We start from the raw sequence: 12,567 nt of genomic DNA, 5'->3' as shown, positions 1-12,567 counted from the left end.
AGTTTCACTTTAGAATTTTTTCAATCCATCAACAGCATCTTCTTCAGAAGATACAAAGAAAATATCTCTTCCCCTATTACTTTCATATATAAAATCTTTCAGCGGCTTGCTTGTGTAGACGGAAAAATCGCCGACAATGGCTACTTCACTGCCATTGTCAGTAATTTTTTTATATTCATAACGGGATTTTCCTCCTCATAAATTTCGATTTTTATCTCTAATGTTGCATGTGTATAATTATTTCATCAGAATTTTGCAGAGCCAAAAGTACATCGCGGAATTTTTTATTGCGGTGACACAGGTTACCTTACTCAAAAAATTCTTTACAATAAGCCACAGTTCCCTTAATGTTATCAAGACTTCCCTTCTCAAGTTCCAATGCCATAAACGATTCATCCGGTACATCAAATGGTGCCTTAATCCCCCATGTGCTTGCAGGTTTAAATCCAAATCGAGGATAATACCTGTCATGTCCAAGAACAATTACAGATTTGAAGCCCATTTCTTCTGCAAGCTTCAGACTTTCCTCAATCAAGCCTGTTCCAATACCTTTGTTCTGATATTCAGGCAAAACCGAAACAGGAGCCAGTGCCAACGATTCGTATTCCTTTTCACCATCTTTAATAATTAGCTTTGTCATCAGGCTATGACCTACAATTTTTTTGTTAATTTCGGCAATAAGAGAAAGCTCCGGTATAAATACATCGCTTTTTCTCAATTTAGCTACCAAAAACTGCTCTCTATGATCACTGTGCTCTTCATTTTCAAATGCTTTTTCCACCACTTTTTCGGAAAGTCTGCAGTCTTTTTCAGTTTCCTGTCTTATAATTATATCCATTCGTAAATATCCTCCTTTCCAATATCTCAATTGTGAAGTTTGACTCTCCATGTTCCTTCCAATCTTTTTGAAGTTCTTTGTTAGGATGATTTCCTAATAAACAGATTTATATATGGATGTTTTTCCAGCGCCATTAACACCGGCAAATAATACTTTTATGATATTGCAGAATATTTTTATCCAATGGGAATGCTTTATTTATACTTTTGCTCTTGACTATCAACACCTGCATACAACCTGGTAATCATAGTGTAAAACAAATGGATTTCTTCATCAGAATACTCATGAAACAAGCTATTGAGTTTTTCATTGTGAAAATAAAAAACTTCCTCAAAATAGCTATCACCTTTTTCCGTTAGCTGAATTGAGGTGCTTCGCTTATTAACATGATTTTTCCGAATGGTTATAAAACCTTTCTTCTCCAGTGATGCAGCCAATTTCTTTATATTTTGCCTGGAGGAACCTGACAATTTCCCCAAGTGAGTAAAGGTGGTTTTACCAGTTGTATGTTTTATCATCACAAGCAGCATAAATTGTTTCAATGTGAGAAATGGATCGGCTTTATCAAAAATTGTCTGCAGACGATTTTGCAAAATAAATATACTCGCAAAGATACCACGTGTTTCTTTTTCCCGCTCACCACTATAATTTTTAATCATATCATCAATCTGCATAACGCTTTCCCTTCCATTAACAAGAACTTATCCATTATATCCATTTACATTATAGTAACTAGTTGCTATAATGTAAATAGTAACTAGTTACTATATTGATGTCATGCATCAAGGAGGACTGCAATGAAGATGAATAAAACAAGCAATTTACTGGTGATTTTCATTATTATCCTGGCAGCAATTGCTTCTGCATATGGTTTTTTTTCAAATAATGCTATCAATGAAAATCAAACTATTCAAACTATTCATAATGAAACCGTCACACTTTATGGGAAAGGATTATATCATAATGAATCAGTATCTATGGCAGCACAAGTAAGAGCTCAAGAGGTTGTTACACTAGTCTTTGCCATTCCCCTACTGCTGGTTTCGTTGATTTTGAACAAAAGGTCCCTCAAAGGAAAATTGTTGTTGGTAGGAACATTAGGTTATTTTCTATACACCTATATGAGCTATTCTTTTTTAGCAATATACAACAATTTCTTTCTGATTTATGTGTTACTGATGTCACTGTCGTTTTTTGCATTTATAATCAATATTACTTCACAGGAACTGCAGAATTTGGAGAAATGCTTTTTAGCCGCCATGCCCAGTAAGCCTGTTGGAATTTTCATCATCGTTATCGGCATTATTATAAGTTTGATGTGGTTAGGCAGAATCGTTCCCACCATTGGTAATAATACTGTGAATGGTTTGGAGCATTATACTACTTTCGTTATTCAAGCAATGGACTTAGGAATTGTCCTTCCAGTGACTGTAGTAAGTGGTGTTTTGCTATTGCGAAAGAAAAGTTTAGGTTACTTGCTTCCCCCAATCATTATCATTAAGGGCATAACATTACTGCTGGCTATTGATGTAATGGCTATTTCCATGGCAATTAGCGGTGTTTCAGTTTCGCCGATTGAATTAATTCTATTTCCATCATTTACCGTAATATTTGCTGTGATTTTGTGGATAATATTAAAAAATTTTAAATCAATAGATAATACTTGCACATATAAAGAAACGATTTAGTTAAATCAAAGCATTTTCATAGCCTTTTAGCACAAACTCTCTCAATGCCGCATTCAAAATTACGCTCCGTCTCTGCAGTTCTAAATCCAGCAATTTTATAAGCATGCAATGTCCCCCTTTTTTAATCTGTCAGGTAAATAAATTATATCATTATTTACCTGACAGATTAAAACTCCCTTGGTTATAAAGAACTCCAGGACTTTTCTGAGAGTTAACATATATTTCTATATTATTATTCTAACACATACTAACCGGACAAAATGAATTATTAAAATCAATACTTTCAAAACTTAGGCACTTAAATTTCATCCAGGGATTTTTGTTTTGTTTCAACTCCTAACACAGCAATAATAAATGCCACTACTACAAGTATGCATCCAAGTACTATAAAAACAGTCCTGGTATCATAGTTTTTAAGTATCCATGCTACTCCATAAGGGCTGAATATAGTTGCCAGCCTTCCTACTGCATTACAAAATCCTGAGCCTCTAAGTCTTATGTCTGTAGGAAACAATTCCGGGACATAAATGGCAAGTCCAAGTGTAAGAAGTATATATATAATTACAGTGAGGAAAAAACCCATAGTCAATATTACAGTCATGGTATTTTGTGAAGCATATGCATATCCAATTGCTCCTGCTGCAAGCATAAATACAGTAAGACACCATTTACGCCCCAATTTATCTACAATAAAACTCCCAATTAACGCTCCAAGAGGTGCACCTATCATCATTATAGTTGTATATCCCAATGATTTAGAAACATTTATGCCTTTTCTCAGGAAAAATGTAGGTGCCCAGCTTACAAAAGTATATATCAAAGTATTTATTGCAATCAGCACTACACAACCTACAATAGTTCTCGAGATCATATTTTTACTGAATAAATCACTAAACTTCCCCGATTCTTTATTATGTTCCTTCCTTATGACATTAGGTTGTGCTATGGAATTATCAGCCTCCTTCTCTGCTTCATGGTAAAATATATTTACAACATGCTGTGCATCTTCTTCCATTCCTTTGGATTCATACCATCTTGGGGATTCAGGCATACTTTTTCTCATATACCATACAATTACGGAAAATACACCTACAAATACAAACATCCATCTCCAGCCAAACCGTGGTATTATAAGATATCCCAGAAATGCAGCCGCCGGTGTAGAAACGTTCGTTATAAGCGAAAGCATGGACACCCACTTTCCCCTGGTTTTTGAAGGCACAAATTCTGCAAGCAGTGCATATCCTGTAACAATTTCAGCACCGAGTCCAATTCCCATTATTCCCCTGCAGGCTATTAAAAAAATCATATTTGGGGAAAATGCAGCTACAAGGGATGCTCCACCAAATATCAAAAGGTTCAGCTGATAAGAAAATTTACGTCCAAAACTGTCTCCTAAAAATCCAGTGATAAGCGACCCTATCAAAAGTCCTAAAAAAGTTACAGAAATAAAAACAGCATTTAAGCTTATGCTTGACCATCCGCTTTTTAACAGCACACCTAAGACTCCACCTGCCAGATATACATCAAATCCATCTAAAAATATTCCAAGACCGATGAGCCATAAAATTTTATAGTGTAATTTGGATATTGGAACATAATCCATTTTTTCAGAAATATAATTGACTTCTTCCATTAAAATACCTCCATTTAGTAAACAAAAATTTAATATTTTTAATATATAATTTCACTGGCCAGTAAAAATTATTTTCTAAAAATAAGCATAAAAAATAGACCTTTCCATGGGGCGAAAGGTCTATCGCGGTACCACCCAAATTTATAACTTGAATATTTTAACGGCGTCACTGCCGGCAGAATCCTACTAATTTTCAGACTGCAGTTTAAGGGTGAGTTTCAATACAGTATAAATGTGCTTTTTCACCATGGGCACTCTCTTTAAAAGTATATCTGTATTTACTTATCCCTGGCATTACTTTTACAATATTAAGTTTTCATCAAAATAAAAAAGCGGTATTGTTTCTCTTGGAGCGAGAAACAATACCGCGGTACCATCCAAATTTTTTTCTTTATAAAATAACGGATTCACCCGATACAGTCTACTTGTATTTCAACCGATAACTCAAGGACGAGTTTTCAATACATGAGTATTGTGAATTTACAGCAAACATCACTCTCTTTAAATATCATATATTTACTTGATTCCTGTCATAGTTCTTAAATTTAATTTTTTCTAAATTATAGTACTAATCTTATATATTGTCAAGATTTAGATTTGATGAGGGTAGCTGTAATTTGTATATATTTACAGATTAATGCTACACCATATATATCTACTTCCAATCTGATATATTATATTTAGCCAATAATTCCCGTGATAATTTCATGCCTTCATCTGTAATTGCTACAGACTTAGAACGATGGCTCCCCTGCCGGATATAATCTTCCTTATCCAGTTCATTAATAATGTCGAAATCATATCCCTTCCAAGCCATATCCAAATCTGATCCAAAATAATCACGTTCCTTAAATCTTGTTAAATACATCAACAGCATGGTCAATTCTTTAACTGCTTTCTTCGGATTAGTCTTATCCATAATAAAATCTCTTCTCTCCGTGGTAAAATTACAATTTCATTGTTATACAATTTTTATGCCCATCATCATACTACAATATCCTTTTATTGGCAATCTTTTTTTCACTCCAGCCAAGTCTCTTTGACCAAGCACGAAGCTCATTACTTTCTACCTTGTCTTCACTTTCATAAACAGTCCCTAAAAAATTAGCAAATCCACTTAGTCCACCTACATCATCAAGCAAAAAAACTCCATCTTTATAAATACAAACCGGCCTATGCTCATTCAGCACAGTATCATTTGCACAGACAATCTCTTCATGCGAAACAAGCCCGCCTTTAATCAGGTCTCTGTAATTGTCTTTCTTAGTTATGATAATAGTCCAATTATCCCCAAAATCATATTTATAAATGAGCTCCTTTGCTACCGGAAACAACCTTTTTTCACCAAGCAGTTCATGTTTACCTGCTAAAATCTTGCTAACTTCCAATCTCTCCAACAAGTTTTTTGTTCCACCCTCAATGATAATAGAAGAATTCATTTCTTCAAGAGTCAACTCAATCAAAGGAGCTTTACGCAAAATTTTAATCTCCTTGCCCTCAGCCTTTTTAGTCCGTTCTATGTAATCTTTAAATGACTCCCTAACATCAATCATCTTAAAATCATCCATGAGCCGCTGCACATCTCTTTTAGCAATTTCCGGATGCTCCAGTTTTCCGCCATAAAAATACGATCCAATATATTTCTTCTTAATCCATGCACTTATACTGCCTTTTTTATAATCATCATCCCAGAAAATATCTCCCTCTGATTCGGACGGAGGCTGAAATAAAATTCCCACTAAATCCGACCAGCCTTTAACAGTGCCACTGGTCAGTTTTTGATATACTTCTTCCGGTAGATGAAAACTGCGTAAGTGTGAATTTCTCCAGCCATAAAGTTTTTGTATTGTATAGTGTAGATTATGAAGCGGCATATCAGATGGTATAAGAATATCTCTGCATATGGACTTCCCCGTAGAAGATTCTCCATATCTTTTAAGCATTATTTTCTGGTATTCCGTCAGGTATTCATCTTTCAATTCCAAATGAAGATGAACCGATGTGATTTCTTCTTTATCACCTCTTATTTTGTTTTTCATTTTGTCCTCCTTCCCAATTATCCTTATTTTTAACTTTGAAACACCATATGCCATTCTGCATTACATAATGCATCCATTCACTGCTTTTATCAAATATTCTACCCTTGTTATCAATACAACACACTCCACGTACCAGTAGACAAGCTATAGATATAATTATGCAGAAATATTAGCTTTTTTATTGCAGAATCTTTCTACTCCAATTGGGAATTGTATTTCTTTTCCATTTAACTGTTCCGTTGCATATATAGGCTACGTATTTAAATTCATTTGTATTATCATATATATTTATTTCATTACATATACCCAGTATCTTTTTTAAATTATTCAATGATTAATAGTATCTTCTTTCTATATCTCTCTCATAATAAATAGATCTATATATGGATGTTTTTCCGGCACCATTTACTCCTGCGAATATAGTATAAATAGCCATTACTCTTTACCTATCACCTTTTTTTGCTCTCTTTGAAGCACTAAATCCGATAAAGCAGCATAAAAATCTTGTTCTTCTTTTGTCTTTGATTTTTTAAACAGTTCTTTTAAATCCTCATATGAATACCTAAGAAACTGCTTATACAAACTACTTTGCTGATTTATTTTTTCCATAACGATTCCCCTTCGATAAATATATCTTTATACTATATTGTACCCTAATATAGTGCTCCCATAAATAGCTGTACTTAACTGAATTTAAATTTTCAGGAATCTCACTTTTCTTTATTAAAGAGCAATAACTTCTTCAACCATTTTGGCACATGCTTAACTTTTTTATTTTTAGATACAGACTTTAATTAAATAGTAAATAAACTTAATCGTTTTTAAGTTTCTCTTTTAAAGAATTCAACATTTTCATTTTCTCACTGTCACCTTTTACATCTGGATGATATTTTTTTGCAAGTTTAGTAAATCCTGCTTTAAGCAGTTCCTTAAAAAGTTCACTTTCCTCCGCTGTCAGATGATAAGGATTAGAATTCCTCTGCTTGTTAATTTCTTTCCATCCTTGAGATTTGTAAAATCTTTTAGCCTCATTATATGTATTGAAATTTGTATTGTAGTTATAGTTGATTATATTTACATACCATTTTTTGAAATGCTCTTCATCATTGAAATTTTCATCATATTCTTCTTCATAATATATCATATCCTTTATAATCTCATTTTCTTTTTCCTTACGCAAATGCAACCTATACTGGTTTTTAGTGAAATTATCTTTGAACTCATCCTCATAAAAATCCTCAACTGACTCTATTACCATTCGTTCAAAAGACTTTTTCTGTACATTCAACTTATCTTGTACCTTATCAAATACCTTAAATTCTTCTAAAAGACTCATTATGTCATACCTATAAAACGATGAATCCCCAGTCTCCTCAGCATGGAATATTTCTTTCTCATCAAAATCAAACAGATGTATTTTGTTCCCATTGTCAGAGCAATAATCCACTGAGTACTTGTTTCGATACCCTTTTAAATATTTGCTGATTTTTACACACATAATCATTACCGCTCCCAAAACTACTATTGCCTTAAAACTAGCCAATAGTTTTGAATCTGCTATAACTAATTTCAGTATATCATGAAATTTAATAGAGTTAAATATTTAAAATTTTTGAATATAAATCATATAATTATTGATTCTCTATATTACATTATTCCTGCCCGGGCATAAAAGCGCATCATTTTATCAACTCAAATCATTTTAATTCTAGGTAATAAAAAATCAGCTTATATAACTACAACAAGCCGATTTTAGGAATGTTTTTAAGACAAGTTGTACTGCAACGCGGTATTCCATTTGAAATAAAACTGCCTGCAAATGCTCCGACTGTCTTTGGTTCACTTACCAAAAAACAATTTGATACTGAAATTAACAAATGTATGGACGATATAAAGAATAGAATATTAATTCTCAAAAGCATCTATCGAAAGATAGGTGCTTTTCTTATGCCAATTTTTAGGAAAGGACATGAATACTTATGGGAATACTATCCAGCCTTTCCTGATCACAGGATAAGCCGGGAGTCAAACACCGACCCATTGCTCTTGGTATAAACTATTTCAACTCAATCAACTTGTCAAGAATTTGTTTTGTCAAATCCTTTTGCTGTGCCGCTGTTAAATTGGCTGAAGTTCTGATCACAACTGTTCCATGTACTTCGTGAGAACCAGAATTAAACATTTCTGCTCCATCAAACGCTGCTAGGTAAGCGTTACGGGTTTCTGCATCTTTCTTAGTTGGATAGACTTCAATACATCCACCTGCATCAGTTCCTTTATCAACAATATCTTCGCCATCCACTTCTTCAATTACATTTTTGTCAGTGAAATAAACTGCAGCGGTATATCCACTTTGTTTATTAAGATTACCGTTTGGATCGTTATTTTCTGTTACTGCTTGTGTTCCTGTGATTGAAGATACTTCCTTCAATCTTTGAATTACAAAATCACTTGTTGGATTCGTAATTTGCTTAAGCTGCTTCACGCTGCTTTCAAATGCTTCGCTAGCTGATTTCAATTCACTAATTTGTGTTGAATAGTCAATTGGCTTTTCTAATTCTTTGGTAGCTTTTTCGATTGCATCAGTCTTTTTAGGAACTTTGGGAACAGATACTAATGCTTTCTTGGCACTGTCATCAGCTGATTTTAGCTTATCTAATGCCGATGTATCATAGGCTTCTTTCTTAGAATTTATCAACTTCTCAGAACCATCAATTAATATTTGCAGTTTCTTATTTTCTATTTCAACTTTTTTCTTTGCATTATCAAACTGAGTAACGGCTTTTTCATGTGGTGAATATACCTCAAAGTAATAACCACAACCACCTGCAACAATAACCAATAATGTGATAATCCCAATAATAACTTTTTTCATTTTGTTCACTTCCGTTTTTTTATCCATATCCTCATAATTCACACCACACACCCCTGTCCTCAACATTTATATTTATATATTACACTTTCTATTATATACATTCATACTGACATAGACTGTCAGCAACAATAAAATTACCTATATGTAAAAAACAAAAAAGACAATTAAGATGATTGTTCGCCTTAACCGACTCTTGAATTTCATTATTCAATTACAACCTCTTAAAAGCTTCTAAAATTAACTTGAAAGATATAGCAATTTTTAGAGTATATAATAAACCTACACTAATAAGAGCACAGCTACTAAAGTCTTCCTGCTGTGCTTTTTAATGAAATTATCATATCCACACGTATTTTGATAGAAAGTCAACACTTAAAAATTAGCCCTCTTTTTTAATTGAGAGGGCTTATTCTTAGAATAATATTTTCGAACCAACATCACAATTCATTTTCACAATACAATTGTCCGCAGGCAGCGCCAATTTCAGAACCAAATTGTGTCCTAACAGTTGCACTAACGCCTGCTTCCTTTAATGTACTGCAAAACTGGTTGATAGCACTCGATGGTTGAAATTTAAAAGTTGTTTTATTCGTAGAATTATAAGGTATCAAATCAATATGATATAAATACTCCCATGAACCACGATTTTTCAACAAACCTATAACTGCCTTTGCATGTTCTTTAGAATCATTAATCCCTTCAAGCATAATATACGCAAGAAATACTCTTCGTCCCGTATGAATAATATGTTCATCTAATGTCTTCATTACCTCATGCAATGGAAATCTTTCATTTATAGGCATTAAATCGCTTCGTTGACTTTCAAATGGTGAATGAAGTGAGAAAATGAGATTTACTTGTGGAAATTCTTTGGTCAATTTTTGAATTCCTGGTATAACACCAATTGTTGAAATCGTAATTCTTCGTTGACTTAAACCAAATAAATTTTGATCAGTCAAAATTTTTAGTGCACCAAATAACTCTGGATTTGCAAAAGCCTCACCCATTCCCATAAATGAAACACTATTCAAACTATGTCTATAGAAATAAAAATAAAGTAATTGATCAGTTATCTCATCAGCAGTGAGATTTCGTTTAAATCCAGTACTTCCAGTTGCACAAAAACGGCATCCAAAACCGCAACCACATTGAGAAGAAATACAAAACGATTCCCACCCCTGTTTATACTGTAATCGAACAGCCTCTATTCTCTTTCCGTCTGTCAATTCAAATAACAATTTTTCAGCTTGCTTAGAATGTTGTGAAAAAACAGGTATTAAGCTAGATACATTATTCCCAAACTCATTTGTTAAAGCTATCCTTAATACTTTTGGCAACATAGCCATATCATCAAAATCATCTATCCTTTGACGAAAAATAGCTTTTGCAAGCTGTATATATCTATAATTTGGTAAATTTAAATCTGATACTATTTGTTTTATTTTTTCATATTTTGTTTTTGTCTGCTTCATGTAGGCTTCCTCCTCGCTATTAATAGTTAGGAAGCAAAGCCAGCATTGGCGACTTATACTACTCCATGCAAATGTCGCCTAAAACATCTGACTTTGCATGGAGCCTATTATGTGTTACTTGTATATTCATATTAAACATATTAATTCCATTCTATCCCTTCAATTTTATAGTTTTTGTTGCAACATTTTCACAAAATGCAATATCATGCTCAACAAATAAAATTGTGGGCTGATATTCAATTAACAATTTCTCAATCTGCATACGAGAAATTACATCGATAAAATTCAATGGTTCATCCCAAATATATAAATGTGCCTGTTCACACAAACTTCTTGCAATCAATACCTTTTTCTTCTGTCCTCCACTAAAATCCTGGATATTCTTTTCAAACTGCTCTCTTGAAAAATCAAGCTTTCTAAGAATTGATTTAAATAAGCTTTCTTCAATACAATATTTATCTGCGTATTCAGACAAGTTACCATATAAATCTGATGTATCTTGTGAAACATAAGAAATAATCAACTGACTACTTTTCCTCACAATTCCATTATGCGGGATTTTTTCTCCATAAATTAATTTCAATATACTTGATTTCCCACTGCCGTTTTTCCCTTGAATAGCAATTCTTTCACCCTGCTCTATGGTGAAGCTTACTGCTTCACAGATAATTCTATTATCATATTGAATTGAAACATCCGCAAGTTCCACAAGCTTTTTACCATGGAAAGTAAGCGGTACTATTTTTAAGCTTTCATTGGATTCAATATTTTTAAGAAGCCTTGATTTTTCCTCAATCATGTTCTGTTGTCTAGCTTCTATATTTTTAGCACGCTTCATCACTTTTGCAGCTTTATGTCCAACATATCCTTTATCTAATTTGCTCCCAGAATTAGTAGTTCCATACTTATTGCTTTCAATACTATCTGACCATGCAGATGTACGTTTTGCTGAACTGGAAAGCCGGCTAATATTCTTCTTCAATTTCTCGTTTTCTGCTAGTTCAAAACCATCTTGTAAGTCTTTATTTCTCCACCATGAAGAAAAATTTCCTTTCTGTATCTCAATATTAGTTCTATTAATGGCCAAAATATGGTCAACGCAATTATCTAAAAAATACCTATCATGTGAAATCAGAATAAATCCTTTCTTCTTTTTTAAATAATTGCTTAGTTTTTTTCTAGCTTCAACATCCAAATGATTTGTAGGTTCATCAATAAGTAAGAAGGAGTTCTCCTTTAAAAACATAGCAGCTAGTAATGCTTTGGTCTGCTCTCCTTTAGATAGTGTATAAAATTGTCTATATAAAGCATCATAATCCATATCTAACAATGATAATTCTTTAATTATTTCCCAATCCATTGAATTTGGACTGATTTCCCTTATGATATCTATGGTGAAATTTCCTTGTTCCTGCACCTTATAAGGAAAATATTCAAAAGTCACATCAGCTGAAATATTTCCATTATATTCGTATTTCCCAAGTAGGAGATTTAAAAAAGTGGTTTTTCCCCTTCCATTTCTTCCGGTAAACCCCAATTTCCAATCTGTATCAATTTGAAAACTTATATTTTCAAAAATATTATCATAACTATCTTCATAAGCAAAGGTTAGGTTTGTAACATTTATTAAAGACATATTTTTGTCCTCCTCTGTAATTAATAGTATAAACAACAAAGTCGGAACAACAGGCGACTGTGTTTATTTACTCCATATAAATGTCGCCTTCAGTATCCGGCTTTATATGGAGATTATCATGTGTTAGCAAAGTGTCTTTGTTTTTCATAATATTAATTATCCTCCTTATTCTAATTATCTATAAAAAATAAGAGCCGCAAGAAATTATCATTCTTACAGCTCATAGATATACTAATTAAGCTAATCATTATAGCATAACACAAGAGTATATATTAAGAGAAAAAAGAATAACTTTCTTGCATAAGTATATAATGGACCCAAGAATTCAGACAAAAAAATGTTTGCTTTTTAGTTAGGTTCTCCATAATATTTTTATTAAGGAT

General features: G+C 32.9%; 12 protein-coding genes, 1 pseudogene and 2 other annotated features. Of the genes and pseudogenes, 1 reads left to right on the top strand and 12 read right to left on the bottom strand.

The window, feature by feature from the left end; translation table 11 throughout:
• Window positions 1–9 precede the first annotated feature (9 nt).
• From J5G60_RS01625 to J5G60_RS01615, 3 genes are all read right to left on the bottom strand, one after another.
• Window positions 10–165, bottom strand: a complete 156-nt coding sequence (locus J5G60_RS01625) for a DUF4180 domain-containing protein (RefSeq protein ID WP_106008608.1) — start codon at window positions 163–165, stop codon at window positions 10–12.
• Window positions 166–307: 142 nt separating this feature from the next.
• Window positions 308–838 (bottom strand): GNAT family N-acetyltransferase, encoded by a 531-nt coding sequence (locus tag J5G60_RS01620; protein WP_150356393.1) that lies wholly within the window; start codon window positions 836–838, stop codon window positions 308–310.
• Window positions 839–1,032: 194 nt separating this feature from the next.
• The gene (locus J5G60_RS01615; RefSeq protein WP_150356392.1) at window positions 1,033–1,512 is read right to left on the bottom strand and encodes a MarR family winged helix-turn-helix transcriptional regulator; all 480 of its coding nucleotides are present in this window, start codon (window positions 1,510–1,512) and stop codon (window positions 1,033–1,035) included.
• A gap of 123 nt (window positions 1,513–1,635) precedes the next feature.
• On the opposite strand from J5G60_RS01615, the gene J5G60_RS01610 reads away from it, so the two are divergent.
• Window positions 1,636–2,526 carry a hypothetical protein gene (locus tag J5G60_RS01610; RefSeq protein ID WP_236035038.1) on the top strand — a complete coding sequence of 297 codons (891 nt, stop codon included), beginning with the start codon at window positions 1,636–1,638 and terminating at the stop codon, window positions 2,524–2,526.
• A 298-nt stretch (window positions 2,527–2,824) separates the two neighbouring features.
• Here J5G60_RS01610 and J5G60_RS01605 read toward each other — a convergent pair whose 3' ends face one another.
• The 9 genes and pseudogenes from J5G60_RS01605 to J5G60_RS01565 all read right to left on the bottom strand — a co-directional run bounded on the left by J5G60_RS01605 (window position 2,825) and on the right by J5G60_RS01565 (window position 12,184).
• Window positions 2,825–4,162, bottom strand: a complete 1,338-nt coding sequence (locus J5G60_RS01605; protein WP_150356391.1) for an MFS transporter — start codon at window positions 4,160–4,162, stop codon at window positions 2,825–2,827.
• Between the two features lie 104 nt (window positions 4,163–4,266).
• Window positions 4,267–4,466 (bottom strand) — a binding site (T-box leader).
• A 41-nt stretch (window positions 4,467–4,507) separates the two neighbouring features.
• Window positions 4,508–4,705 (bottom strand) — a binding site (T-box leader).
• 112 nt (window positions 4,706–4,817) lie between these two features.
• Entirely contained in the window at window positions 4,818–5,081 is a 264-nt protein-coding gene (locus J5G60_RS01600; RefSeq protein WP_106008597.1) for a DUF6429 family protein, read from the bottom strand.
• Window positions 5,082–5,151: 70 nt separating this feature from the next.
• The gene (locus tag J5G60_RS01595; protein WP_190972175.1) at window positions 5,152–6,201 is read right to left on the bottom strand and encodes an IS1096 element passenger TnpR family protein; all 1,050 of its coding nucleotides are present in this window, start codon (window positions 6,199–6,201) and stop codon (window positions 5,152–5,154) included.
• 178 nt (window positions 6,202–6,379) lie between these two features.
• Window positions 6,380–6,637, bottom strand: a pseudogene (locus J5G60_RS01590) (hypothetical protein).
• A complete protein-coding gene (locus J5G60_RS01585) occupies window positions 6,637–6,810 on the bottom strand; it encodes a hypothetical protein (RefSeq protein WP_170065736.1) in 174 nt (57 codons plus the stop codon). The pseudogene J5G60_RS01590 and the gene J5G60_RS01585 overlap by 1 nt, the downstream one beginning before the upstream one ends.
• Window positions 6,811–7,012: 202 nt before the next feature.
• Window positions 7,013–7,744 carry a hypothetical protein gene (locus J5G60_RS01580; protein WP_150356389.1) on the bottom strand — a complete coding sequence of 244 codons (732 nt, stop codon included), beginning with the start codon at window positions 7,742–7,744 and terminating at the stop codon, window positions 7,013–7,015.
• Between the two features lie 513 nt (window positions 7,745–8,257).
• The gene (locus tag J5G60_RS01575) at window positions 8,258–9,118 is read right to left on the bottom strand and encodes an EbhA (RefSeq protein WP_236035037.1); all 861 of its coding nucleotides are present in this window, start codon (window positions 9,116–9,118) and stop codon (window positions 8,258–8,260) included.
• Window positions 9,119–9,513: 395 nt separating this feature from the next.
• Window positions 9,514–10,548, bottom strand: coding sequence for a Cfr family 23S rRNA (adenine(2503)-C(8))-methyltransferase (locus J5G60_RS01570; protein ID WP_150356388.1), 1,035 nt, complete (start codon window positions 10,546–10,548; stop codon window positions 9,514–9,516).
• A gap of 151 nt (window positions 10,549–10,699) precedes the next feature.
• Entirely contained in the window at window positions 10,700–12,184 is a 1,485-nt protein-coding gene (locus tag J5G60_RS01565) for an Lsa family ABC-F type ribosomal protection protein (RefSeq protein WP_150356387.1), read from the bottom strand.
• Between the last annotated feature and the right edge of the window lie 383 nt (window positions 12,185–12,567).

The organism is Clostridium sp. HV4-5-A1G, assembly GCF_900184915.1.
GTDB lineage: Bacteria > Bacillota > Clostridia > Clostridiales > Clostridiaceae > Clostridium_B > Clostridium_B aromativorans.
The sequence above is the reverse complement of the archived record's forward strand: the minus strand, read 5'-3'. Positions and strand labels throughout refer to the sequence as shown.